The organism is Inquilinus sp. Marseille-Q2685 (assembly GCF_916619195.1).
Lineage (GTDB): Bacteria > Pseudomonadota > Alphaproteobacteria > DSM-16000 > Inquilinaceae > Inquilinus.
In genome coordinates, this window is sequence record NZ_CAKAKL010000002.1 from 1,285,185 (window position 1) to 1,309,907 (window position 24,723).

18 protein-coding genes are annotated in these 24,723 nt (G+C 70.6%); 12 read left to right on the forward strand and 6 right to left on the reverse strand.

Features of this window, described 5'->3' with window-relative positions; all coding sequences use genetic code 11:
• The first annotated feature begins 2 nt into the window (after positions 1–2).
• The 12 genes from icmH to LG391_RS15280 all read left to right on the forward strand — a co-directional run bounded on the left by icmH (position 3) and on the right by LG391_RS15280 (position 17,017).
• Positions 3–1,412 carry a type IVB secretion system protein IcmH/DotU gene (icmH, locus tag LG391_RS15225; protein WP_225768842.1) on the forward strand — a complete coding sequence of 470 codons (1,410 nt, stop codon included), beginning with the start codon at positions 3–5 and terminating at the stop codon, positions 1,410–1,412.
• Between the two features lie 23 nt (positions 1,413–1,435).
• Positions 1,436–5,086: a type VI secretion system membrane subunit TssM gene (gene tssM, locus LG391_RS15230; RefSeq protein ID WP_225768843.1), complete on the forward strand. Its 3,651-nt coding sequence runs from the start codon at positions 1,436–1,438 to the stop codon at positions 5,084–5,086.
• Positions 5,068–5,751 (forward strand): type VI secretion system-associated protein TagF, encoded by a 684-nt coding sequence (gene tagF, locus LG391_RS15235; protein ID WP_225768844.1) that lies wholly within the window; start codon positions 5,068–5,070, stop codon positions 5,749–5,751. Before tssM ends, tagF begins: the two co-directional genes overlap by 19 nt.
• Entirely contained in the window at positions 5,748–6,515 is a 768-nt protein-coding gene (locus LG391_RS15240; RefSeq protein ID WP_225768845.1) for a PP2C family serine/threonine-protein phosphatase, read from the forward strand. Before tagF ends, LG391_RS15240 begins: the two co-directional genes overlap by 4 nt.
• Positions 6,512–8,059 carry a serine/threonine-protein kinase gene (locus tag LG391_RS34875; protein ID WP_304608481.1) on the forward strand — a complete coding sequence of 516 codons (1,548 nt, stop codon included), beginning with the start codon at positions 6,512–6,514 and terminating at the stop codon, positions 8,057–8,059. Before LG391_RS15240 ends, LG391_RS34875 begins: the two co-directional genes overlap by 4 nt.
• On the forward strand, positions 8,056–10,074 hold the full coding sequence (locus tag LG391_RS15250) for a vWA domain-containing protein (protein WP_225769370.1): 2,019 nt from the start codon (positions 8,056–8,058) through the stop codon (positions 10,072–10,074). Before LG391_RS34875 ends, LG391_RS15250 begins: the two co-directional genes overlap by 4 nt.
• Positions 10,071–10,805 carry an ABC transporter ATP-binding protein gene (locus LG391_RS15255; protein WP_225768846.1) on the forward strand — a complete coding sequence of 245 codons (735 nt, stop codon included), beginning with the start codon at positions 10,071–10,073 and terminating at the stop codon, positions 10,803–10,805. The genes LG391_RS15250 and LG391_RS15255 overlap by 4 nt, the downstream gene beginning before the upstream one ends.
• A gap of 8 nt (positions 10,806–10,813) precedes the next feature.
• The gene (locus LG391_RS15260) at positions 10,814–12,025 is read left to right on the forward strand and encodes an ABC transporter permease (protein WP_225768847.1); all 1,212 of its coding nucleotides are present in this window, start codon (positions 10,814–10,816) and stop codon (positions 12,023–12,025) included.
• Positions 12,018–13,646, forward strand: coding sequence for an SUMF1/EgtB/PvdO family nonheme iron enzyme (locus tag LG391_RS15265; RefSeq protein ID WP_225768848.1), 1,629 nt, complete (start codon positions 12,018–12,020; stop codon positions 13,644–13,646). Before LG391_RS15260 ends, LG391_RS15265 begins: the two co-directional genes overlap by 8 nt.
• 23 nt (positions 13,647–13,669) lie before the next feature.
• Positions 13,670–14,947 (forward strand): ImcF-related family protein, encoded by a 1,278-nt coding sequence (locus tag LG391_RS15270; protein ID WP_225768849.1) that lies wholly within the window; start codon positions 13,670–13,672, stop codon positions 14,945–14,947.
• Positions 14,947–16,446 (forward strand): M23 family metallopeptidase, encoded by a 1,500-nt coding sequence (locus LG391_RS15275; protein ID WP_225768850.1) that lies wholly within the window; start codon positions 14,947–14,949, stop codon positions 16,444–16,446. Before LG391_RS15270 ends, LG391_RS15275 begins: the two co-directional genes overlap by 1 nt.
• 181 nt (positions 16,447–16,627) lie before the next feature.
• Positions 16,628–17,017 (forward strand): DUF3060 domain-containing protein, encoded by a 390-nt coding sequence (locus LG391_RS15280; RefSeq protein ID WP_225768851.1) that lies wholly within the window; start codon positions 16,628–16,630, stop codon positions 17,015–17,017.
• A gap of 359 nt (positions 17,018–17,376) precedes the next feature.
• On the opposite strand, the gene LG391_RS15285 is transcribed toward LG391_RS15280, so the two are convergent.
• The 6 genes from LG391_RS15285 to LG391_RS15310 all read right to left on the reverse strand — a co-directional run bounded on the left by LG391_RS15285 (position 17,377) and on the right by LG391_RS15310 (position 24,619).
• Positions 17,377–18,927, reverse strand: a complete 1,551-nt coding sequence (locus tag LG391_RS15285; RefSeq protein ID WP_225768852.1) for an alpha-N-arabinofuranosidase — start codon at positions 18,925–18,927, stop codon at positions 17,377–17,379.
• 33 nt (positions 18,928–18,960) lie between these two features.
• Positions 18,961–19,806: an ABC transporter ATP-binding protein gene (locus LG391_RS15290; protein ID WP_225768853.1), complete on the reverse strand. Its 846-nt coding sequence runs from the start codon at positions 19,804–19,806 to the stop codon at positions 18,961–18,963.
• On the reverse strand, positions 19,803–20,813 hold the full coding sequence (locus LG391_RS15295) for an ABC transporter ATP-binding protein (RefSeq protein ID WP_225768854.1): 1,011 nt from the start codon (positions 20,811–20,813) through the stop codon (positions 19,803–19,805). The genes LG391_RS15290 and LG391_RS15295 overlap by 4 nt, the downstream gene beginning before the upstream one ends.
• Entirely contained in the window at positions 20,810–21,679 is an 870-nt protein-coding gene (locus LG391_RS15300) for an ABC transporter permease (RefSeq protein ID WP_225768855.1), read from the reverse strand. Before LG391_RS15300 ends, LG391_RS15295 begins: the two co-directional genes overlap by 4 nt.
• The gene (locus LG391_RS15305) at positions 21,679–22,683 is read right to left on the reverse strand and encodes an ABC transporter permease (RefSeq protein WP_225768856.1); all 1,005 of its coding nucleotides are present in this window, start codon (positions 22,681–22,683) and stop codon (positions 21,679–21,681) included. Before LG391_RS15305 ends, LG391_RS15300 begins: the two co-directional genes overlap by 1 nt.
• A 61-nt stretch (positions 22,684–22,744) precedes the next feature.
• The gene (locus LG391_RS15310; protein WP_225768857.1) at positions 22,745–24,619 is read right to left on the reverse strand and encodes an ABC transporter substrate-binding protein; all 1,875 of its coding nucleotides are present in this window, start codon (positions 24,617–24,619) and stop codon (positions 22,745–22,747) included.
• Between the last annotated feature and the right edge of the window lie 104 nt (positions 24,620–24,723).

The window sequence follows — 24,723 nt, forward strand, 5'->3', positions numbered from 1 at the left end:
CGATGGTCGATGACGATCCGTTCGCCGACCCGCAGGATGCCGACCGCACCGTGATCCGGCCGCGCCCCGGCGGCGCGCGCCCCGCGGCAGTGGTCACCGGCGGCATCCCGGGTGGGGACGGAGAGAAGACGCTGGTGCCGCGCGCGGCCCCGCCGCCCCGCCCCCGCCTCGCGGCTGGCGTGGCGATGCCGGAACTCGACGGCGCGACGCCCATCGCGCCGACCGGGGTGAATAAGGTCATCCAGGCGGCGACGCCCCTGTTCGCCCTCGCGGTGCGGCTGAAGAACCGGGCCGTGCATCGCGACGTGCCGCTGCTGCGCGAGCGTGTCATCGCCGAGATCCGCGCCTTCGAGCGATCCGCACTGGCCACCGGCGCCACGGCCGACGCGATCCGGGCGGCCCGCTACGGGCTCTGCGCCACCATCGACGATCTCGTCCTGAACACGCCCTGGGGTAGCCAGAGCGTGTGGACCAAGCAGTCGATGGTCTCGACCTTCTATAACGAGACCTGGGGCGGCGAACGCTTCTTCGACATTCTAGACCATCTGATGAAGGACCCGGAGCGGGCGCTCGACATCCTCGAGCTGTTCTATGTCTGCCTGGCGCTGGGCTTCGAAGGACGCTACCGGATCGATCCTCGCGGACCGGCCCGGCTGACGGAAACCCGGGAATCCCTCTACATCGCCATCCGGCGGCGGCGCGATCACCGCGAGCGCGCGCTGTCGCCGCATTGGGTCGGTGTCGCCCCGACCGGGCGCCGGCTGTCACGCCTGGTCCCGCTCTGGGTCATCGGCGCCGCGGCCGGCGCGATTCTGCTTGGGGCGTTCTTCGCCTACCAATGGCTGCTGGACGAGACGCTGCAGCCGGTGATGGCGGCAGCCGCCCAGGTGCCGCCGGTCGGCCCGGTGGTGATCGAGCGGCCGGCGCCGGTCGAACCCCCGCCGCCGCCCCAGATCGTCGAGGAGAGCTCGGGCAGCCGCCTCAAGCGCTTTCTCGAGCCGGAGATCCGCGAGGGACTGGTCACCGTCATCGAGGATCCGCAGAGCACCCGGGTCCGGATCAACGGCAACGGGCTCTTCGCCTCGGCCAGCGACACGGTGATCGACAACCGCAAGCCGATCCTGATCCGCATCGGCGACGCGCTGAAGACCGAGCCGGGCCAGGTCGTGGTCGAGGGACACACCGACAATCAGCCGATCCGGAACCTGCGCTTCCCGTCGAACTGGCAGCTGTCCCTGGCCCGGGCCGAATCGGTGCGGCGGATCCTGGCGGAGCGGGTTCAGGACGATGCCCGCTTCTCGGTCGAGGCGAAGGCGGACACGGTCCCGCTGGTTCCGAACGACACCGCCGACGGCCGGGCCCAGAACCGGCGGATCGAGGTGGTCCTCCTCAAGCCCACGAAGGGCGGCTGACGCCGTGCGGACGAAGACAACCGATGCGTAAGATCGTCTCCATCCTGACGGCCCGCTGGTTCGTCTCCCTGGTCGGCGTGCTCCTGCTGTCGACGATCATCTGGTTCGTCGGCCCGCTGATCGCGGTGGCGGAGGTGCGGCCGCTCGAGGACGCCCTGGTCCGCGTCGTCGTCATCGCCGCGATGCTGGTGCTCTGGGCCCTGGCAATCGCCTGGTCCGCCGTGCGCAGCCAGCGGGCGAACGCGAAGCTGGTCGACGAGGTCTCGGCGGACAACGCCGCCGCCCCGGAAGACACGGCGGATGACGAGATCGAGGCGATCCGCGGCCGGCTGTCCGAGGCGCTCGCGGTCCTGCGCAAGACGCGTCTCGGCCGCAGGGGCCGCCGCCGCTGGCTCTACGAGCTGCCCTGGTACGTCCTGATCGGCCCGCCCGGCGCCGGCAAAACGACGGCGCTGCTGAACTCGGGCATCGATTTCCCGCTCGCCGACCGCACCGGCCAGGGCCAGGACGCCATTCGCGGCATCGGCGGCACCCGGAACTGCGACTGGTGGTTCACCAACGAGGCGGTACTGATTGATACCGCCGGCCGCTACACCACCCAGGACAGCCATGCCGCGCGCGACGCCGCGGCCTGGAAGGGCTTTCTCGGGCTGCTCAAGCGGAACCGCCCGCGCCAGCCGATCAACGGTGCGATCGTCTGCGTCAGCATCTCCGACGTGGCGCTGATGCCGGACAGCGAGCGGCTGGCCCATGCCCGCGCCGTCCGCCAGCGACTGCAGGAACTGACGGATGAGCTCGGGGTCCGCTTCCCGATCTACGTGCTGTTCACCAAGGCCGACCTCCTGGCCGGCTTCTCGGAGTTCTTCGACAATCTCGTCCGGGAGGAGCGCGAGCAGGTCTGGGGCGTTACCTTCGCTTTCGACGAGGGCAAGGACGAGACCGGCGTCGTCCCGGGCTTCCTGCGCGAGTTCGACCTGCTGGTCGACCGGCTCAACGACCGCGTCATCGAGCGGCTGCACCAGGAGCCGGACATCCAGCACCGCAGCCTGGTCTATGGCTTCCCGGCCCAGGTCGCCTCGATGCGCGACGCACTGCACGAGTTCCTGACCGAGGCGTTCCGCCCCAGCCGGTACGACGCCAGGCCGCTGCTGCGAGGCGTCTATCTCACCAGCGGCACCCAGGAGGGAACGCCCTTCGACCGGCTGATGGGGGCGATGGCCCGGTCCTTCGGGCTGGATCGCCAGCAAATGGCGGCCGCGCACGGCCGGGGCCGCAGCTATTTCCTGACCGACCTGCTGCGCAAGGTGGTCTTTGCCGAGGCCGACATCGTCTCGACCAATCCGCGGCTGGAGCGCCGTCTGCGCTGGCTCCGCTGGGGCGCGACGGCGGCCGCCGCAGTGGTCGTGGTCGCCCTGATCGCGGCCTGGACCGTCAGCTACCTCGGCAACCGGGCGCTGATCGCATCGGCCCAGGAAGGTCTCGACAGCTATGCCGCGAAGCTCGGCGACACCAGGGGGCCGGTCCGAGACGCCGACCTCGGTCCGGTATTGCCTGCCCTCGACGCCCTGCGCGCCGCGCCGACAGGCTATGAGCGGCAGGACGACCCGGCGCCGTGGACGCTGGGCTTCGGCCTGTGGCAGGGCGATACCCTCTCACAGGGCACCGTCCAGGCCTATCGGCACGCCCTGAACACTGTCCTCCTGCCGCGTCTGGTGTTGCGGCTGGAGGATATCCTGCGCAACGTGCAGCAGCCCTCCGACCTCGCCTATGTCGCGCTGAAGAGTTATCTGATGCTCGGCGGCAAGGCGCCGGAGGTGGACAGCGCCACCATCCTGCAATGGCTGCGCATCGATCTCGCACAGCGCTATCCCGGAGAGCAGAACGCCCTCCTCCGCCAGTCCGTCGAGGCCCACACGGCTGCCCTGCTCGAGCGCCCCCTGGCCGGGATCGGGATCGACGGCCGGCTGGTCGAGCGGGTCCGTGGGATCATTGCGGCCACGCCGGCGGCACAGCGCGCCTATACGCTGCTCTCCGCCAGCCCCGATGCCGCCGCCCTGCCGGTCTGGTCCGTGAGTGACCATGGGGGGCCCGAGACCCCGCGTGTCCTGGTCCGGGCCTCGAACAAGAGTCTCGGCGAGGGCGTGCCGGGGATCTTCACCTATCGCGGCTTCCACGACGTGGTCTTGACGGAGGTCGAGGACGCGGCCCGCCTCGTAGCCTCGGACCGCTGGGTGACCGATCCGCAGGCGGCGGTGGGCGTGCCTGACGATGCCGCCGTGGCCCGGATCGCCGGCGACGCGCTGCAGCTCTACTACAACGACTACATCTCGGCCTGGAACGCCCTGCTGGCCGATATCCGCGTGGTCCCGTTCGAAAGCCGGGAGCACGCGGTGGAGGTGCTGAACATCCTGTCCGGCCCCGGCTCACCTCTGGCCGCGATCCTGCGCGGGGCGGCGCAGGAGACCGCGTTGACCAAGGAGGCCCCGGCCGCCGGGGGCCAGGTGGCGCCCGAACTGAGCGCCGGCCAGAAGCAGGCGGCCAATGTCGCCGCCGCCCAGGCCGAGACCGTGGCGCAGAACCGTTTGGGCATGAGCGGCCGGATCGCCTCGCTGCTCGCGCAGGACTATGCCCGGACGCGCCTCGGCGGCGGCACCGCCGCGCCGTCGTCGGACTCAGCCCCGCTGCCAGGGGCCTATGTGGAGGAGCGGTTCCGCGACTTGCATGCCTTCGTCGAAGGCCCGAACGGTGCCGCAGCGCCGCTCGACGACATGATCCGGACGCTGGCCGACATCTATCGCCAGATGAACCGCAGCGCCATGACACCGGGCGCCGCCGGAGCTGCCGCCAACGCCGAGCTGGGGGCTCTGGCGCAGCAGCTCACCGCCTCGGCGGGGCGCGCGCCGGAGGCGATGCGCGGCTGGGCCGAGCAGATCGCCCAGGCCACCTCCAACGTCACCATCGGCGGCGCCCGGCAGACGCTGAACGCCGACTGGAACACCACCGGCCGGCCGCTGTGCCAGTCGGCGCTGGCCGGACGCTATCCCCTCGCCCGCGGCGCCCGGCAGGACGTGAAGCTGGACGATTTCGCGCGGCTGTTCGCCCCCGGCGGGCTGATCGACGGCTTCTTCTCCAGCAACCTGGCCCAGTATGCCGACACCTCCCGCACCCCCTGGCGCTGGGCCCGGCTGAACAATGTCGATCTCGGCATCGCCGACAGCACGCTGGCGCAGTTCGAGAAGGCGGCAAGGATCCGCGATGCGTTCTTCCCGCAGGGCGGGACGCAGCCCAGCATCGGCTTCGAGATCGAGCCCGTCGACCTGTCGCCCGAGGCGGCCAGCGTGACGCTGGATATCAATGGCCAGACGGTTTCCTACGACCATGGCCCGGTGCGCCCGGTGTCGATGCGCTGGCCGGGCACCGGGGCCAGCCAGGTCCGCGTTTCCTTCACCGCGGTCGACGGCTCGCCGAGCGGAGGCATCACCCTGGACGGCCCCTGGGCCCTGTTCCGGCTGGTCGACCGGTCGCGGATCGCCGGCGCCTCGGCCAGCGACCGCTTCCGCCTGACCGTCAGCGAGGGCAAGGACAGCGCCACTTTCGAGATCCGCACCGCCAGCGTCCTCAACCCCTTCACGCTGCCGCAGCTGAGGGAGTTCCAATGTCCGCAGGCCTTCTGATCCCAGGGGCCGAGGGGCCCGGCATCTTCGGCAAGCTGCCCTGGCTCGGCGACTTCGTCACCCGCCGGCTGCCCCGCAGCTTCGTCGATCCCTGGGACGACTGGCTGCAGCGCGGCATGGCGGCGACGCGCGACGCGCTCGGCGAGACGTGGCTGGACAGCTTCCTGACGGCGCCGGTCTGGCGCTTCCTGTTGCCGGCGGGCAGCGCCGGCCCCGCGATGGCGGGGCTTCTCATGCCCAGCGTGGACCGGGTCGGGCGGTACTTTCCCCTCACCCTGGCCTCGCCGCTCGAGGCAGATCCGGGGCCGGAGGCTCCGCTGCGCGCCGCCGCATGGTTCGATGTGCTGGAGCGGACCGCGCTCGCCGCGCTCGACGACGCCACGACACCCGAAGCGTGGGAAGCTGCGGTCGAGGCGCTCGGCGCCCCGCCGCTGACGGAGGAGGAACCGGCCGAGATCGGCGAAGGCTGGCGGGGCGTGCCGCTGTCCTCGGCCGACGGGCTGGGCATCGCTGCGCTGCGCCTGGATACGGCGGCGGCCCGGGCCCGCTTTTGGACCGGCCCGGCCGCGGAGGGCTGGTACCTCGCCGGCGACGGGCTGCCGCCGCCCCAAGCCTGGCCGCGGGCGTTCATGACGGCGCGCTTCGCCATGGAGCCGGCCCGGTGAGGCGCTTGCAGTTCCGATCCGCCGGCCGCACCGATGCGGGCGCGGTGCGGCACCACAATGAGGACGCGTTCCTGTCCAGGCCGGAGATCGGCCTGTGGGCGGTGGCCGACGGCATGGGCGGCCATCGGCGCGGCGACCAGGCCAGCCGGATGATCGTCGAGGCCCTGGATCGGGTGCAGGCTCCCGAATCCGGAGCCGCCTTCATGAGCGACGTCCACGCCCGGCTCTCCGAGGTCCACGGCGCCCTGCGGCAGGAGGCGGCACAGGCCGGCGGGACGATCGGGTCGACCGCCATCGTGCTGCTGATCCATGCCGGCCGTTTCGTCTGCCTGTGGGCCGGCGACAGCCGGCTCTACCTGCTGCGCGACCGGCAGCTATGGCAGATCACGCGAGATCACTCCTATGTCCAGGAGCTCGTCGACAGCGGCGTGCTGTCGCCGGAGGCGGCCCTTCACCATCCCCAGTCCAACGTGATCACCCGGGCGGTGGGGGCGTCGGACATCCTGGAGCTGGAGATGGAGCGGAGTGTCGTGCTGCCGGGTGACGTCTTCCTGCTGTGCAGCGACGGGCTGACCCGGGTCGTCTCCGAGGGCGAGATCGCCAATCTGCTCGACGCCATGCCACCCGATCAGGCGGCGAACGGGCTGGTCGACCTGGCGCTCGGCCGCGGAGCGCCCGACAACGTCACCGTCGTGATCCTGGCCTGCGAGGACGACGAGGAGCGCACCGTGCCGCCGCGCCGGCCGAACGGAGGGTGGTCGTGAGCGCCGGGCCCGAGCGCCGGCCCGAGGACCCGGTCTCGCCCGCCGGGGCGGCCGACCGCGAGGCGCAGCCGCCGCGGACGCCGAGATCGGCCGCCGAGCTGTCGCCCGGCGAGACCGTGCTGTTCACGTATCGCATCGTCCGGCTGATCAGCCGCGGCGGCATGGGCGAGATCTACGAGGCCGAGCACATCGACCAGCGGACGCGGCACGCCATCAAGATCATCCTGCCGGAGCTGATGGGCGACGAGGCGATCGTCACCCTGTTCCTGCGCGAGGCCGACGCGCTGCGCAAGATCCGGCACGCCGCGATCGTCGGCTATGACGGGCTGTTCCGCGACGAGTCGAGACGCCTCCACCTGGTCATGGCGTATGTGGACGGCCCCTCCCTGAGCGAGAGGCTGCGCGACGGGCCGTTGACGCCGGAGGAGGTCGCCGCCCTGCGCGACCGTCTCGCCTCCGGCCTTGCCGAAGCGCATGACCTCGGCATCTGCCACCGCGACCTGTCCCCCGACAATATCCTGCTCGAGCACGGCCGGCTCGGCGGCGCCAAGCTGATCGATTTCGGCATCGCCAAACTTGTCGACCCCGACGCCCAGACCGTGGTCGGCAGCGCCTTCGCCGGCAAATTCTCCTGGGCGTCGCCGGAGCAGGTCGGGCTGTTCGGCGCCCAGGTCGATTCCCGGTCCGACATCTACAGCCTGGGGCTCGTGCTCGCCGCCGCCGCCCGGGGCCGGCCGCTCGAGATGGGCCGGTCGATGATGGCGGTCGTCAACGCCCGCCGCAGCATTCCGCAGCTCGACGGCGTGCCGCCGAGCCTCGCCCCCCAGATCGCGCGGATGCTCGAGCCCGACCCGCTCGACCGGCCGCAATCGATGCGGGACCTCGTCGGCACGGCCGCTTCCGCCCCGGGACCGGCCCCCTCGGCCAGGACGCCGCGGCGCCGGATCGCCACGATCGCCGTCGTGCTTTGCTTCGTCCTGGCCGCGGCCGCCGGCGGCCTGGGGTGGCAATGGCGCACGACCGCAGTCCCGCCCTCAACGCCGCAACCCCAGCAGCCGACGCCGTCGGCGGCCGCGTCCGGGCCCGCCATCGAGACGGCGCCGTCGGAACCGGCGCGCCCCGAACCGGTACAGCCGAAACCGGTACAGCCGGAACCGGCGCAGCCAGACTCGGAAGCCCCGGCCGCAGCAGGAGCCGCGATCCGCGTGGATCCGGCTCCGCCCCTGGACCGGCAGCAATTGCCGCGGCTCCTGGACCTGCCTGCGCGCGATCTGTACCTGGCCGGACGCCGCTTCCTGCTGGAGAAGCGCGACGCCGACACCGCCCTCGTCCTGTGGGAAGAGGCAGCGCGGCGCGGCAGCGGCGAGGCCGCGCTCGGCATCGCCCGCTTCTACGACCCGGCCTCCTGGGACCAGGGGCCCCATCCCTTCACCGCGCCGAACCCCGCCAGGGCCCGCGAGTTCTACTCGACCGCCCTGGAACGGGGGATGGAGGAAGCCCGGCCGCGCCTTCAGGCCCTCGGCAATGCAGGTTCCGAACCATGATCCGACTGGCTCTCCTGGCCCGCATCCTCGCGGTCGGGCTGTCGACGGCGGTCTTCGCCGGCGCGGCCATGGCGCAAACTCCGTCTCCCGTGCCGGCGGACACCCGGACGCCGCTGCTGATGCCGGGGACCACGAGCCTGTGGCAGCGTGTGCTCACCCGGCCGGGCGCGAAGGCCGCGCCCGAGCCGGGCGGATCCTCGGCCGGCCCCGAGATCCCGGCCCTGTCCGTGCTGTTCGTCTATGGCCGGATGAAGAGCGGGGACGCCGACTGGATCGAGGTCGGTACGACGCCGGCCGGGCGGACGCTGGGCTGGATCCCAGCCGCGGAGGCGATCGACTGGAAGCAGACGATGGTCGTCCTCTTCACCAATCCGGTGAACCGCGACCGTGCCCTGTTCTTCAAGGACGCCGATCCGCTGCTCACGCTGATGGAGTCGCCCGATGCCGGCGGCCGGGCCGCGACGCTGCGCCAGGCCGCCGAAAGCCGCGCCCTGCCTGCGGACAGCCCGGTGACGGCGATCGAGCCGCCGACCTGGATCGATCCGGCCAAGAATTTCTACCTGCTGCCGATCCTGAACTGGACTGATGGCTACTTCGCCAGCGGCTTCTCGGGGCTCGCTCTCGAGGTCGCGGCGACATCGCTGCAGGAGAAGCCCGACCAGCCCGGCCCGGCCAAGCCCGATCCCGAGACCGCGGCCAGGCTGCTGGAAGGCTACCGCGCCGGCGTCGTCTTCGTCGTCGACACCACGATCTCGATGCAGCCCTATGTCGAACGCACCCGCGCCACCATCGAGGCGCTGACCGCCAAGCTCGCCGCGTCCGAGGAGGGCGACCGGCTCAGCTTCGGCTTGATCGGCTACCGCGACGTGATGCCGGACGGCACGCCCGACGGCTATATCACCAAGGTGTTCGCGACCCTGGCGGATGGGCACGACCGGGCGTCGTTCCTCGGGCGCCTCGACGCCGCTGCGGCCTCGACGGCGAACAATCTCGACTTCCGCGAGGATTCCCTGGCCGGGTTGAAGTCCGCGCTCGACGAGATCGACTGGACCGGCGTCGCCGGCCGGTTCGTCGTGCTGGTGACCGACGCCAGCCCGCGGCGCGCCAGCGACCCCTATTCCGCGACCCATCTCGATCCGGACCAGCTGCGCCTCCTCGCCCAGTCCAAGGGCGCGGCGCTGATGGTGATCCATCTGAAGACCCCGGCCGGCAAGGCCGACCATCAGGCCGCCGAAGACGCCTACACGCCGATGACCGCCTATCCGAACATCGGCAGCCTCTATTTCCCGGTCGAAGGCGGCGACGTCCGGACTTTCGGCATGGTGATCGACCGGATCTCGGAGACCATCCTCCGGCAGATGGATACCGGCGCCAAGGCTGAGGACGCGAACGGGGCGATCTCCGCCGCGGCATCCTCCCCGAACCAGGCGGCAGAGGCGACCGAGAGCACCTTCGCCCGCGCCGGCCTCGTCGGCCGCGCCATGCAGCTCGCCTATCTCGGGCGGATGGAGGGAAACCAGCCGCCCCGCCTGTTCTCGGCCTGGGTGTCCGACCGCGACATCGCCAACCCGGCGCGCAAGACGCTCGATGTCCGGGTCCTGATCACCCGGAACCAGTTGTCGGATCTGCAGGCGACGCTGAAGGCGATCATCGACGCCGGCGAGTCGACCCGAATGGCGCCGAACGACTTCTTCCGCCAGCTGCGCAGCGCCGCCGCCACCATGGCCCGGCGGCCGGAGGGCGTGGGCAGCGAGAACGCCCGCCGGCTGGCCGATCTCGGTCTGATCGGCGAATACCTCGAGGGCCTGCCCTATCGCAGCCGGATCATGGAGCTGAGCGAGGATGACTGGCTGTCCTGGAGCTTCGGCCAACAGCGTCAGTTCCTCGACGATCTCGAGGCCAAGGTCTCGCTGTATCGGCAGATCTACGACAACACCGATCAGTGGATCGCCCTCGACGGCGACCGCAGTGGCGGCGATGCCGTCTCTCCGATTCCGCTCGACGCCCTGCCATGAACGTCCTGGCGCCTCCGCCGGTCTATGCCCTGCGCGACGTGATGCTGCGCCGCGGCGGCCGGGCCGCCGCCTTCGAGCTGCATGTCAGCAACCTCGTCGTCCAGCGTGGCGAGATCTGGTTCCTGACGGGTCAGTCCGGCTCCGGCAAGTCGACCCTGCTGGACCTGCTGGGAGGCACCCTGGCCCCCGACAGCGCCGCCGCCTTTCATCTGGCCGGGGGGGCAGGCTCGCCGATCGACCTGGCCCTGCTCTGGCGCCGCCGGCGGCACGACGCCCTCGCGGCGCTGCGGGCCAACAGCATCGGCTATGTACTGCAGACCGGCGGGCTTTTGCCCTATCTCACGGTCGGGGAGAACATCGCCCTGACCGCCCGCGTCGCCGGCCGGCACGACCCGGAGCATCTGCGCACCCTGGCGCGCCGGCTCGGCCTCGGGCGGCTGCTCGATGTCCAGCCGCGCCGCCTGTCGGTCGGCGAGCGGCAGCGCGTGGCCATCGCCCGCGCCCTCGCCCATCGCCCCGACATCCTGCTGGCAGACGAACCCACGGCGTCGCTCGACCCGCCCACGGCGGAGCAGGTGTTCGGCCTGATGATCGACACCGTCCAGCAGTTGAAGACCACGGCCATCATCGCCTCGCATGACTGGGCCAGGGCCGAGGCCGGCGGATACCGGACCTTCGGCCATGCCCTGCGGCGCGAGCAGGATGCCGTGCGCGCCTATTTCTGGACCTGAGGCCGATCGTGGGACGGATCGCGCTCGCGGCGCGCCTCGCCACCCGGGATTTCGGCCATGACTGGCGGATCGTGCTGTGCCAGGTGCTCGGCCTCACGGCGGTGCTAGCACCGCTGCTGGTGCTGTTCGGGATGCGTTTCGGCCTGATCGACACCCTGGCCCAGCGGTTGATCGAGGATCCGCGCAACCGCGAGATCGTGCCGGCCGGCAGCGGCCGCTTCGACGCCGCCTTCTTCCGGGACCTGGCCGGACAGGACGGGATCGCCTTCATCGTGCCCGCGACGCGCTCGATCGCCGCCAGCTTCACCCGTCTGCGCAAGGAAGATGGCGGCCGCCCCCTCTCCGGCGTCGCGCTGCTGCCGTCGGGGCCGGGCGACCCGCTGCTCGCCGGCAACGCGCCGCCGGCCGGGGATGCGGTCGTGCTCGGCCGCCGGCTGGCCGACAGCCTCGGCACGGCCGCGGGCGACCGGCTCACCGCCGAGATCACGCGGCAGCGCGACGGCCGCATCGAGGCGCAGCGCCTGACCCTCACCGTCTCCGGCATCACCGACGCCCCGATCGCGCCGTCCGACGCCCTGCTGGCCCCGCTGGACCTTCTCACCGCCACCGAGGACTGGCGGGACGGTCTTGGCGTCGGCAGCCGGGGCTGGGCCGGCGCCCCGCCACCGGCCACGGACCGCGTGTTCGCGCGGTTCCGCCTCTACGCCCGCTCGATCTACGACGTCGCCGCGATCGAGGCGTCGCTCAAGGAACGCGGCGTGGAGGTCCGCACCGCCTCCGCCGACATCGCGCAGATGCAGCTGCTGGACCGAAATCTCGGCATCGCCTTCTGGCTGATCGCCGGCTGCGGCGCGCTCGGTTATCTGGTCTCCCTCGCCGCCAGCCTGCGCGCCCATGTCGAGCGCAAGCGGCGGGATCTGGCGATGCTGCGCCTGATCGGGCTGCCGACCCGGTCCCTGGTCGCCTTCCCGGTGGTGCAGGCCGTGCTGATCGCGGTGCTCGGCGTCGCCCTCGCCGGCATCGTCTTCCAGGGCGCCGCCACCGCACTCAACGCCATCTTTGCAGGCAGCCTGCAGCCCGGCGAGCGCATCTGCCGGCTGCTGCTGGCCCATTTCGGCATCGCCACGGCGGCGACGATCCTGGCCGCGCTGCTGTCGGCAAGCTGGGGCGGCCTGCTCGCCGCCCGCATCCAACCCTCCGAAGGACTTCGCGATGTCTGACCGCTCCGCCCGGCGCCTGCGAGCCGCGCTTCTGGGACTCGCGGCCTGCCTGGCGGTCGCCGGGCCGGGCCGGGCGGCCGAGCCCATCACCTGGCCCGAGGAGTCCTACAACCCGTCGCCCGCGCCAGGCGACATCGTCCTGCCCTTGCCCTGCGGGGGCGCCATGACGTTCCGGCGCATCGATCTGCCCTCCGCCGGCGTCCTCGACGATGTCCGGGTCCAGCTCGGCGACGCCCAGCCGGAGCTGGGCTTCCTCAGCGACCGCCGCTTCGAGGTCATCGCCGGTTCCTTCTCCGATGCGGCGACTCCGGGCGTCCGCTACTTCCTGATGGGCAAGTACGAGGTCACTCGCGCGCAGTGGGATGCACTGGCCGGCGGGGACTGCCCGAACCCGACGATGCGGACGCGGCTGCCGCAGACCGAGATCACCTGGTTCGATGCCGTGGCTTTCGGCCGACGCTATTCCGAATGGCTGATCACCCATGCTCGCGACGTGCTGCCGTCGGAATCGGGCACCCCCGGCTTCGTGCGCCTGCCGACCGAGGATGAATGGGAATATGCCGCGCGCGGCGGCATGGCGGTCTCCTCGGAAGCCTTCCTCGCCTCCCGGTTCCCGATGTCGAGCGGCATTCCGGCCGAGTATCTCTGGTACCAGGGCACCGGCTCCGCGGAAGGCAAGCTGCATCCGGTCGGCCTGCTCAAGCCCAATCCGCTGGGTCTGCACGACGTGCTCGGCAATGCGTCGGAGATGATGTTCGAGCCGTTCCGGCTGAACCGGCGCGGCCGGCTGCACGGCCAAGCCGGCGGCTTCATCGTCCGCGGCGGCGATTTCACCATGCCGCTCGACCAGATCCGCTCCGGCATGCGCGTCGAGATGCCGTACTACGCCGGCGGCAGCGGCAAGGCCACCGAAACCCGCCAGCTCGGGCTTCGCCTGGCGGTGGCCGCGCCGGTCATCACCTCGCCCGAGCGTCTGGCGGAGATCGAGCGCGAATGGCAGGCGATGCCGTCGTCGACCGAGAGCCCGGCGAACGCCCGGCGCGAGGACGCGGCCCTGAGCACGCTGGATCGCCTGGCCGACGAGGCCGGAGACGAGGCCGTCAAGACCGAACTGCGCGGCGTCGGGCAGTCGATCCGGGAAGCCCTGGTGGACCGCAACGACGCCCGGAACCGGACGGTGCGGTCGCTGGTCAATGTCGGCGCTCTTCTCGGCAACAAGCTGCGCACCGATCAGCAGCGGCTGCTGGCCGTGAATCAGGCGATCGAGCAAGTGGCACGACCAGCCCTGCGGCGGCTGCAGGCGCGGCGTCAGGACGCCCCGACCCGCAAGGCGACCGCCGACGCCGAGGCACAGATGCAGCAGATGGAGAAGCAGCGGTCCGGGCTGGAGGATACGGTGCGCACCTCGCGCGAGATCTATGTCGACACCGTTCTCAGCACCGCCGGCGACTACTCCGACGAGGTGGTCCAGGCGCAGGTGCCGACGCTGAAGGCGGAGCTGCACGCCCGCGGCTCCGACTCGCTGCTGCCCTATGTCGACATCTTCGTGCTGCACATGCAGCGGATGCGCGACAACGGCGCCGCCGACCCGCAGAGCCTCGTCGACGATCTGACGCAATGACCGGGCGGCGGATATGGATAGCGGTGCTGGGGGGCGGGCTCGCCATCGCGGCCGCTCTCCTCGCCGCCATCCACATCGCCAATGCGCGGCTCGCCGGGGAAGCGCGATCGGCGGTCGGGGAGGCCCGCGCCGTCGCGCCCGGCCCTGCCGCGTCGCCGGACGATCCGGCCGTCGCTCTCGCCGCCCTCGACCGCCTCTCCGCCTCTCCGCTCGCCGGCGGACCGCCAGCCTGGTGGCGACGGGCCGGCCTGAATGCCGGGGACCTCGACGATCTCCAGGCCGAGACGCAGCGGCTGGACCGCGACCTGCTGCGCGACGGGCTGCTGGGCCGCCTGGCAGGCCGCATCCTGGAGCGGATCGAGCGTCCGGACATCGCGCCCGAGCTCGCCTTCGAGGGGCTGAAGGCGGTCCTTGCCCTCGGCGACGCGGACGCTCCGCGGCAGGACGACCTGATCCGCCTCTGGGCCACGATCGACTGGTCGATGACCGAGCCCTCCCCCGACCGGCGCGAAAGGCTGGCGCGCCAGCTGGACCGGGCCCTGGCTGCGGAACCGCGCCTCCTGCCTGCGGTGGATGCCGCGGCGATCGACCGGGTCAGGGCCCGCCTCCGGCAGACGCCGCTCGCGGTCCGGGCCTATGCCGCGATCCGGAGCTCCGAGGCGGCCCAGGCTCTGCCGCCGTTCCGCGCAGATCTCGTCCTCGGTGCCGACGGCTGGCCGCTGACCCGCCGCTCCGGAGCCTCCCTCGCCACGCCGATCCCCGGCCTGCTCACGGCGGACGGGTTCCACCGGGTGATGGCGCCGGCCCTGGCCGATCTGTCCGGCGCGCTGCAGGCCGATGCCTGGGTGCTGGGCGATAGCGGACGGCCCGAGACGGTCGGGCGCACGCTCGCCGCAACCGTGCTCGGCCTTTACCTCGACGACACGGCCAGGGCCTGGGACAGCCTTCTGGACGATCTCGAGGTCACGCTGCCCGGGGCCGACCCCGGCAGCGCAGGCCGGGTCATCGACGCTCTGACCCGGTCGCCCGGACCGCTCCTGCGCCTCGCCCTCGCCGCACGCCAAGCCACGCTGTTCGACCGGGCGAGCGGTGCGGACGCAGTGCGGCTTTCGGCCCTGGCCGAGGCCGTCGGCGGCACCAGGCCGTGGACGGCGATCGATCGTCGCTACGCCTGGCTTCTCGGGGGTGACGGCCGGGATCTGCCTGGCTTCGGGGTGCTGATCGACGCGGCGCAGCCGCTGATCGATTCGGCCGGCGGCCTGCCGGGCGACGCGCCGCCATCGGCCTCGCCGCTCGACTGATGGCGGAGGTGGCCCCCCGGCCGGGCGCGGATCCACGCGCCGCCTGCGATGCCGGCATCGCCGGGGCGCCGCACAGGCTGTGCCGGCCTGAGATCGGGCTCTGGGCGCTGGCCGTGCCGGGAAGCGAGACGGCGGAGAGTCGCGACGAGGCAGCCGCCGTCCTGGGGGATCTTGCGGCGCTCCCGGACGGGCTGAGCCGGGCGGAGGTGGCTCGGGCCGTTCGCCGGCGGATCGAGCGGGAAGCGCTCCGGTCCGGTCACCGGCAGCAATCCCGCCGGCGCCCCGAAGGCGTGTCCATCCTGGCCGCGATCGTCAGCCCGCCGCATACGATGTGCGTCCGGACTGGCGTGGGCCGACTCTATCGCCTCGGGCCGGACGGCCTCACCGCCATCGGCTTCGAGGGGCGGTCCCGGTCCGCGGACAACGCGCTCCAGCCGGAGGTGACGCGGATTCACCTGGAAGCCGGAGACCGGCTGGTCCTGGCCTCCTGTGATCTGTCGGCCGACATGATGCGGCCGGTCGATGCGGCCCTCCTCCGCGAGCCGCCCGACACCGCCGCCCGGCGATTGGCCGCGCACGCCGCCGAGGCGGGGGAGCGTCTACCGGCTGTGCTCGTGCTGGCCGCGCGGACCGTCGCGAAGGCCGCCTCGTCGCAGCCGGTGTCGCCGTCGCGCGATCGATCGCCGGCAGGCGGGCGCGCCCGCCCGGCCGGACGGGCCCCGCTGCCGCTCCTCCTGGGGGTCGGGGCCTTGGCGGTGCTCACGGCTCTGGCGGTTGGCCTGGCGCTGTCGCACCGGCCCGGGCCACCGCCGGCAGAGCCGCCCGCTCCGGTTCCCACGGCCGACCCGGACCTTGCGGCGCTCGGCCTGTCATCGGCCGATATCGGGGCCGCCGATCGGCGTCTGGCGCAGACCGTGCGCCTGGCCGTGGCAGTCAACGCGATCGACCGTGCCCTGGACCGGCTCGACCTGCCGCCCGCAGCCGGCTCCGCCCCGATCGCCGATCCGTTCTCGCCCGCCGCGCTCGACGCCCATGCTCGCCTCCTGGCAGCGCGCCTGCCGGGGCTGCCCCTGGCGCCGCCCCTGCGCATCGAGTATCAGAAATCGAGCCCTTTCGGCGTGCGCGTCCATCCGATCACCGGCCTGACGATGATGCACACCGGCGTCGATCTCGTCGCCCCCGCGGGAACGCCGATCTTCGCCACCGGCGCCGGCCGTGTCCTGCGGTCGGGCCCCGCCGGCGGCTACGGGAACATGGTGGAGGTCCAGCATGCCGACGGGCTGGTCACCCGCTATGCGCATATGCAGTCCCTCGCGGTCGGCGTGGGCGATCCGGTCGCGGTGGGGACCGTCGTCGGCACCCTCGGCTCGACGGGCGAATCGACCGGCCCCCATCTTCACTATGAGGTCCGGCGCGGCGATATCCCGGTCGACCCGATGCCCTTCCTCGAGGCCGGCCAGGCCCTGAAGGCGGCCCTGCTGGTGGCGTTCCGGAAGTGACGGCGTCGCGTCCGCCCGAGCGAGGCCATGCGGCCGCATGGATCCGGCAGCATGATCCCACTCGGACAATGTTCATCCAATCCCAAACGAGGCACGGTATCCTCGCATGATGCAGCCGGGACTCACCGGAGATCGGGCCGGATGGAGCGGCACCGGTAATGGAGGGGAAGGAGGCGAACCGATGATCGCAGTCGAGAGACACAGCATGACCCGGATGATCTTCGGCATCGCAGCCCTGCTCGGGTTTTCGATTGCTCCCTGCGCGCCATCGCAGGCGGAGATCCTGATCCTGCAGACTGCGGCCGAACGCCAGCCCATCGCCTGCGAGGACCGCGACGTCGTCATTCGCGCCGACGACCAGCGCTACACCATTTCAGGCAAGTGCCGTTCGCTCATCCTCGAAGGCGATCGCAACATCGTCTCGATCGGGCTGGCCTCGGGCGCCACGCTGACCGTGTCCGGGTCGCAGAACCAGGTGTACTGGACGGAGAGGTCCCAGGCGCCCTCGGTCGTCGACGCGGGCAGCGGCAACCGCATCGAACCGCTCGACGGCGCAAGGCCGCGGCGCTGACGGCTCTGGACGCGGTGATCCGCTTGGCAGGCAGGCTCTCTCCCGGATCCGGATGGAGCACAATGGCTGCATCGCCGAGGAGGAGATCGCCGAAGGCTGGATCCCCCGCTGCGGCTCACAGCCCGAGACCGTGCTGGTCGAAGTGGAGGTTTAATTGGCTACCTCGCCCTGCACGGCCTGGACCTGCGCGGTCGAGCGGATCTGGACACCGGCATCGCTCAGTGGGGACACGACACCATCGGGCCCCATGCAGCCTGGCCGTCATACGGCTTAAGGCCGGCGCTCAACCGCAAGCGACAATGACGGCGACGAGCGGCCGCCCAAGGAGGTCGCGATCCGCGAGCACCTCGCCTGTAGGGTCATGCCGAGGCCGCCAGTCTGATCACGTTCCAGGACGCAGGCCCGAGCGTCGCCGCGATCCGTCCGCCCTCCACCCGCACGCCGGTCAGCGCGCGGGGCTGGATCCGGTCCGGCGCCTCTCTGGTGTTGGCCGCGGAGAGATCGTCGTCGCGCATCTCCAGCGCCTGGTTCAACTCGAGATCGCCGAAGCCGCGCGCGTCGATCTCGACCGGGGCCGATTGGTCGAGGTGGCGATTGAGGACGAACAGGGTCACGGCCCGGCCGTCCTCGTCATGGACGGCGGCCACCTTGACATAGGGCACCTCCGGCAACGGGAAGGTCAGGTCCGCCGTGCCGCGGGGGTCGTAATAGGTCGCGGCATAGGTCGGTGAGGCCGCCTGCGCCCGGAGGACCCGGCCGCGGCCGAAATTGCTGAAATGGGCGAAGGGATGGAAGATCGTCTGCCGCCAGGCCGGGCCGCCGGTCGCCGTCATGATCGGGGCGATGGCGTTCACCAGCTGCGCCAGGCAGGCGCAGCGCACCCGGTCGGCGTGGTTGAGCAGCGAAATGCAGGCCCCGCCGAAGGCCAGCGCATCCTTCATGGTGTAGACCTCTTCCAGGATCTCGGGCGCCGCCGGCCAGCCGAGCTTGGTCCGGCCTTCGCCGCGCCGGCGCGTGCGGTACCACACGTTCCATTCGTCGAAGCTGAGCATGATGCGCCTGGAGGAGCGCCGCCGCGCCGCCACGGCGTCGACGATGGCGACGACCTCGTCGATGAAGGAGTCCATCAGGTCGGGGCTGGCGAGGAAGGCCGGCGTGTCCCCGGCATAGTCGTTGAGATAGGTGTGCAGCGAGATGAACTCGACATGCTCGAAACAGTGCTCGAGCACCGTGTCCTCCCACGCGCCGAAGGTCGGCATGGTGCGGCCCGACGAGCCGCAGGCGGCGAGCTCGATCGTCGGATCCACCCATTTCATCAGCTTGGCGGCCTCGGTGGCGATCCGGCCGTATTCCTCCGCCGTCTTGGTCCCCATCTGCCAGGCCCCGTCCATCTCGTTGCCGAGGCACCAGAACTTGACGCCGTGCGGCTCCGGCCAGCCATGGGCCCGGCGCAGATCCGAGAGCTCCGTCCCGCCGGGGAAGTTGCAGTATTCGACCAACCGGCGGGCGGCATCGCCGTCGCGGGTGCCGAGATTGACCGCCAGCATCGGCTCCAGCCCGGCGGCCCGGCACCAGTCGATGAACTCGTTGGTGCCGAAGGCGTTGATCTCGGTCGACATCCAGGCGAGGTCGAGCCGTCGCGGGCGCCTGTCGGCCGGCCCGACGCCGTCCTCCCAGTTGTAGCCCGAGACGAAGTTGCCGCCCGGATACCGGATGATGGTCGGCGCCAGCTCGCGCACCAGTTCGAGCACGTCGGCGCGGAAGCCGCGGGCATCGGCGCGCGGATGCCCCGGCTCGTAGAGACCGCCATAGACGCAGCGTCCGAGATGCTCGACGAAGGCGCCGAACAGGCGGCGGTCGGTCTCGCCGATGGCGAAGGCACGGTCGATGGAAACCCTGACGGTCTGCATGAAGCGCTCCGGGAGAAGAGACGGACGAGATCCTCAGGCCGCCGGCTGGGGCCTGGGTGCGGCGGGGAGCTCCTCCCGCCAGGCGTTGCGGACGGGCAGGACCGCCTGCAGCAGTCGGATGGAATACGGATGGCTCGGGGCGGTGAGCACGGCCCGGGCGGGACCGCCTTCCACCACCCTGCCCTTTTCCATGATGATGAGGCGGTCGCTGATGGGGTAGGCGGTGGCGAGGGCGTGGGTGATGTAGACGATCGACACGCCGAACGCGTCGCGCAGCGTCGCGAACATGTTGACGATGGTCATGCGCAGCGACGCGTCGATCATCGACACCGGCTCGTCCGCCACGATCAGCGCCGGCTCGGGCACCAGGGCGCGGGCGATGGCGACGCGCTGCAGCTGACCGCCGGACATCTCGTGGGGGAAGCGGCCACGGACCTCGGCCAGCGACAGGCCGACCTTGCGCAGCGCGGCGTCCACCCGGGCGTCCACCTCGTCGCGCGTCCGCACGCCGCAGAACCGGCGTGCCGCCATGAAGAGATAGCCGTCGAGCCGCTTCAGCGGGTTGAACGCCTCGAAAGGGTTCTGGAACACCGGCTGCACCTCGGCCATGAAGGCCAGCCGGTCGCGGCGGCTGCGGATCGTCGCGAGATCGCGGCCGCGGAACAGGATCGACCCGCCGCTCGGCGCCGTGCTGTTCAGGATCATGCGGGCCAGGGTCGATTTGCCCGAGCCGGACTCGCCGATGATGGTGAAGACCTCCGGCCGGTCGCTCGCCAGCGAGAAGTCGACGCCGTCGACCGCCCGCACGACATGGCGCCCGAACAGGCCGCCGGACCTGAAGCTCTTGCTCGCCTGCCGGACCTCGAGCAGCGTGCTCATGGCAGAGCCGTCCCCCCGGCCCGGGCGCTGGCGACGTGGCAGGCGACCCGATGACCCGGCTCGAGCTCCTCGAGCGGCGGCGCCGCCTCGCGGCAGCGCTCCACCGCCAGGGGACAGCGGGGGTGGAAGCGGCAACCGGCCGGCGGGTCGGCGAGGTTCGGTGGGGCGCCCGGAATGCCGGTCTTCCGGACATCGTCCCCGATCCGGGGCAGGCTCGAGATGAGATGCGCCGTATAGGGGTGGAGCGGGCGCTGGAAGATCTCGGCGGTCGGCCCCTCCTCCACCAGCCGGCCGGCATACATGATGCCGAGCCGGTCGGCGAGGTTGGCGTGGACCGCCATGTCGTGGGTGACGAACAGGATGGAGGAGCCCATCTCCTGCTGCACCTCGCGCAGCATGGCCAGCACGCCCTTCTGGACGACGACGTCGAGGGCGGTCGGCGGCTCGTCGGCGATGATGAATTCCGGCCGGCAGATGGTCGCCAGCGCGATGGTCAGGCGCTGGCGCATGCCGCCGGACAGCTCATGCGGATAGGCGTCGAGCACCTTGGGGTCGAGGGACAGCCGCCGCAGATGGGCCGAGACCGCGGCGAAGAACGCCTGCCGCGTGTCGCCGATATGGCGCGCGGCGAAGTCGACGAATGTGTTCCGGATCCGTCGGACCGGATTCAGCACGTTCATCGATCCCTGGGGCACGTAGGACAGGCGGCTCCAGCGGATGTCGGCGACCTGGGCCGGCGACATCGCGTAGATGTCCCGGCGGCCGTCCGCGAAGGCGAAGGTCACGGTGCCGCCGACGACGTTGAGCGGCGGCCGGATGGCGCGGGCGATGGTCTTGATCAGCGTGGTCTTGCCGGAGCTGGATTCCCCCGCCAGCCCGTAGATCTCGTTGCGGCGGATGGCGAGGCTGACGTCGTCGACGGCGCGCACCTCCCGCGTCACCCCGAAAAACCGCATCTGGTACCAGGCCTTGAGACCCGAGACCTCTAGCAGTGGCGCGGACCTCATGCGCCGCCCCCCATCCGCGCCAGCCGGCTGCGCGGGTCGATGTATTCGTTCATCGAGATCGCGAGCAGGAACAGCCCGACGAAGAGCATGACCACCAGGGCCACCGGGAAGGCGATCCACCACCACACGCCGGCGACCAGCGCCGTGTGCTGGTTGGCCCAGTAGATCATGCCGCCGACGGTCGGCGTGTTGATGTCGGTGAAGCCGAGCACCGACAGCGTCACCTCGATCCCGATCGACCAGTTGATGTTGTTCATCGTGGTCGAGAACACGATCGGCAGGACGAAGGGCAGGTGTTCCTGCACCAGGATCCGGCCGGTGCTCGCGCCCGAGAAATAGGCCTGCTGGGTGAACTCGCGGGTCCGCAGGCTCATCGCCATGGCGCGGATCAGCCGCGCGTCATAGGCCCAGCCGAGGGCGGCGGTGATCAGCGCGAGCATGGCCCAGCTCATCGCGTCGCGCATGATGAAGTAGAACAGGACGAGGATCGGGAAGAGCGGCACGACGACGAAGGTGTCGTTGATCGACATCAGCACCCGATCGACCCAGCCGCCCTTGTAGCCGGCCACCAGGCCGACGACGAGCGCGATGATCCGGCTGAGGACCGCGACCACGATGCCGAAGGTCAGCGTGTTGCGGATCGCGATGGTCAGCTGCCAGAACACGTCCTGGCCGCGCGAGGTCGTCCCGAAGAGATGGTCCGACGAGGGGGGCACGTCCGGCGCCACCACATAGACGTCGAGCGGCGGGTACGGCGATGCGAAGGACAGCAGCGCCATCACGATCACCAGCCCGACCAGGACGAGGCCCGCAGTGAACTCGATGTTGTATCGGACAAGGTCCCGCAGGATCGCGAGGAACTGCATCAGCGGGCCTCCACGCGCGGATCGATCAGCGGGAACAGGAGGTCGATCAGCAGGGCCGCGGCCGAAACCGCGATGATCGACACCGAGGTGATGCCGAGCACGAGGCTGTAGTCGCCGGCGTGGACGCCGCTGATCAGCAGCGAGCCGAGGCCGGGATAACCGAACACCTGCTCGGTGATGATCGCCCCGTTGAAGATCGCGCCGAGCTGCAGCGCGAGGCCGGTGACCTGGGGCCCCAGCGCGTTGCGCATGACATAGGAGCCGAGAATCCGGCGCCGGCCGACGCCGCCCAGCTCGGCATAGCCGACATAGTCCTCGGTCACGATGTTCGACACCAGCGCCCGCATGCCCATGAACCAGCCGCCGATGCCGACCGCCATGAGCGACAGGGCGGGCAGCACCGAATGGACCAGCACGTCGAGGGCGAAGCCGAAGCCGTCCTCGCGATTGGCGTTCATGCTGGCGCCGCCGCTGATCGGCAGCACCGGCCAGAGGAAGCCGAACACGATCAGGAGGACGAAGGCGACGATGTAGTACGGGATCGGATGGACGCCCATCGACACGATCCCGGCCAGCTTCAGCAGGCGGTTGCGCCGGTAATAGCCGGCGAGCCCGCCGATCAGGTTGCCGATGATCCAGGTCATGAGCGTGGAGACGAGCAGGAGCCCGACCGTCCATGGCATCGCACGCCAGATCAGGGTGGACACCGGCGTCGGGAAGGCGGAGAGGGACGGGCCGAAATCGCCGGCGACGACCCGCCGCCAGAAGGACAGGTACTGCTCGACCGGCGATCCTTCGAGGCCGTAGAGCTGGCGCAGCGAAGCCCGCATCATCTCGATCGCCTCGGGGCTGGTGACGCCGAAGGAGGTCGCCGCGGACACGCTCTGCTCCACCGGGTCGATCGGCGTCGAATGGCTGATGACATAGGTGATGTTCACGCCGATGAAGACGACGACCACGAACTGCACCAGCCGTCTGGCGAGATAGGCGAGAAAAGGCTTCATTCTCCGCCCTCGGGTTGCCGGCGGCGCCCGCCGGACGGGCGCCGCGCAGCCATCGCGGGGTTCAGGGCTGGACAGGCTTCAGCCGCACCATCATCAGGCGCGAATTGCCCCAGTTCGGCACCGGATTGGTGTAGGGATCTTCGGCCGTCGGGTAGCCGGTCCAGTAGGTCTCGTCCATGGCCGTGAAGACGTTGTAGGCCATCAGCGGGATGACCGGCATCTCGCGGACCATGAACCTGGCGTAGTCGCGCCCGAACTCGACCGTCCGCGGATCCTCGAAGGAGACGGTGCGGATCTGCTCGATCAGCTTGTCGAGTTCCGGGCTCTGCAGGCGCTGCCAGTTGCGCGGCGACTGAGTCTTGCCCGCCGGCGCGACGAACTGGGAGTGCCAGCTGTCGAGGAAGAAGGCGAGGTCCGGGTGGCCGCCATAGGTCTCGATGCTCCAGCCGATGAAGGTGTCGAAATCGCCGGCGCCGCGGCGGTCGAGCATGTTGGTGCCCTGGGCGACGTCGATCTTCGCGTCGATGCCGAACTGGCGCCACTGCTGGGCGATCATCGTGCCGGCCCGCGTCATCACCGGCCGGGTCTCGCCCTCGACCATGATCTTGATCGAGAAGGGCTTGCCGTCCGGCGTGTACCAGGCGTTGCCGCGCTTGGCATAGCCGGCCCGCTCCAGCAGCTCCGCGGCAGCCGTGGGATTGGTCTTCCACCAGCCATAGCCGAAGGAGCGCGCGATCTCCGCCGGATCGGTCGGGATCTGGTCGCCCATCGACGGGCGCAGCATCGTCGCGATCTGCTGTCCGACGGTGGGATCGTAGGGCTTGATCTTCTCCTTGCCGGTGTCGAGCTCGAAGCCGGCCAGCCAGTCCTGCAAAGGCTTGTGATAATCGTCCGGATGGGTGCCGGTGGGCGGGACGGCGATGGCCGAGATCGTCGCGGCGCCCCGGTATGACGCCATCGCGACGGCGCGGATGTCGATCAGCAGGGCCAGGGCCCAGCGCACGTCGCGGTTCTGGAAGGCCGGATTCTGCAGGTTGAAGATCACCGACGGCAGGGTCGGATCGGGGTGGCCGTAGGGGAAGCCCTTGAACCAGGTCTTCAGGGATTTCGACTGCTTGGCCAGGGTGAACATGCCCTCGGGCGCGACGTCGTGGATGACGTCGAGATCGTGGTTGAGCTGCGCGATCACGCGCTTGTCCGGCGGGCCTGGGTCGACATAGGCGACGTATTTCGGGCCGGGCTGGCCGTAGCGGCCGAGCGTCGTGCGCTGCCAGTCGTCGCGTCGTTGCCAGACGTACCACTTGCCGTCCGGGTCATAGCTGTTGAGCGTGTAGGCGCCGAGCGAGACCGGCTTGTTGAAATCGAACCGCAGCGGGTCGGGCGCCTTCTCGAAGACGTGCTTCGGCATCATCCAGATGGCGTTGAAGCGCACCGTGAACAGCGCATGGAAGCGGGAGTTCGGCTTCTTCAGCCTGAAGACGACGGTCTGCGGATCGACCGCCTTGACGCTGTCGACATTGAGCGAGAGCAGCGCGCTCCAGCGCATGCCCGGAGTCTTGATCTGCGTCTCGACGGTGTAGACGAGATCGTCGGCCGTGAACTCGACGCCGTCGCTCCAGTAGATCCCCGGGCGCAGCTTCACGGTCATTTCCGTGAAGTCGGCATTGTAGATCGGCTTCTCGGCGGCCAGGGAATTCTGCCAGGAGCCGTCGAGCCCACGCTCCGGATCGATGTACCAGAGCGTGTCGAGCGCCAGCTGGTGCAGACCGGTGGACTGTCCGCCGGCGTTGATGGCCCAGATGTTGAACCAGCCGGAATTCTTGATCGTCCCCTCGGGGTTTTCGAGGATCAGCGTCTCGCGGCGCGGCAGCTCCGAGACCGTGCCTTGGGCGAATGACGCGGCCGTGCTGGCGACGAGGCCCGCAAAGGCGAGCATGAGCAATTTCATGACACGCATGGGTTCCTCCCTATCCAACCGGTTCTGAAGCCGGTCCGGGCAGGGAGTGAAACCCCATTCGACCTACGCGTCAATAATTTTGA

Excerpts from the sequence above, each read along its gene's own strand:
- icmH (WP_225768842.1), top strand. The coding sequence starts at position 3 with ATGGTCGATGACGATCCGTTCGCCGACCCGCAGGATGCCGACCGCACC.
- tssM (WP_225768843.1), top strand. The coding sequence starts at position 1,436 with ATGCGTAAGATCGTCTCCATCCTGACGGCCCGCTGGTTCGTCTCCCTG.
- tagF (WP_225768844.1), top strand. The coding sequence starts at position 5,068 with ATGTCCGCAGGCCTTCTGATCCCAGGGGCCGAGGGGCCCGGCATCTTC.
- LG391_RS15250 (WP_225769370.1), top strand. The coding sequence starts at position 8,056 with ATGATCCGACTGGCTCTCCTGGCCCGCATCCTCGCGGTCGGGCTGTCG.
- LG391_RS15255 (WP_225768846.1), top strand. The coding sequence starts at position 10,071 with ATGAACGTCCTGGCGCCTCCGCCGGTCTATGCCCTGCGCGACGTGATG.
- LG391_RS15265 (WP_225768848.1), top strand. The coding sequence starts at position 12,018 with ATGTCTGACCGCTCCGCCCGGCGCCTGCGAGCCGCGCTTCTGGGACTC.
- LG391_RS15275 (WP_225768850.1), top strand. The coding sequence starts at position 14,947 with ATGGCGGAGGTGGCCCCCCGGCCGGGCGCGGATCCACGCGCCGCCTGC.
- LG391_RS15280 (WP_225768851.1), top strand. The coding sequence starts at position 16,628 with ATGATCGCAGTCGAGAGACACAGCATGACCCGGATGATCTTCGGCATC.
- LG391_RS15285 (WP_225768852.1), bottom strand. The coding sequence starts at position 18,927 with ATGCAGACCGTCAGGGTTTCCATCGACCGTGCCTTCGCCATCGGCGAG.
- LG391_RS15290 (WP_225768853.1), bottom strand. The coding sequence starts at position 19,806 with ATGAGCACGCTGCTCGAGGTCCGGCAGGCGAGCAAGAGCTTCAGGTCC.
- LG391_RS15295 (WP_225768854.1), bottom strand. The coding sequence starts at position 20,813 with ATGAGGTCCGCGCCACTGCTAGAGGTCTCGGGTCTCAAGGCCTGGTAC.
- LG391_RS15300 (WP_225768855.1), bottom strand. The coding sequence starts at position 21,679 with ATGCAGTTCCTCGCGATCCTGCGGGACCTTGTCCGATACAACATCGAG.
- LG391_RS15305 (WP_225768856.1), bottom strand. The coding sequence starts at position 22,683 with ATGAAGCCTTTTCTCGCCTATCTCGCCAGACGGCTGGTGCAGTTCGTG.
- LG391_RS15310 (WP_225768857.1), bottom strand. The coding sequence starts at position 24,619 with ATGCTCGCCTTTGCGGGCCTCGTCGCCAGCACGGCCGCGTCATTCGCC.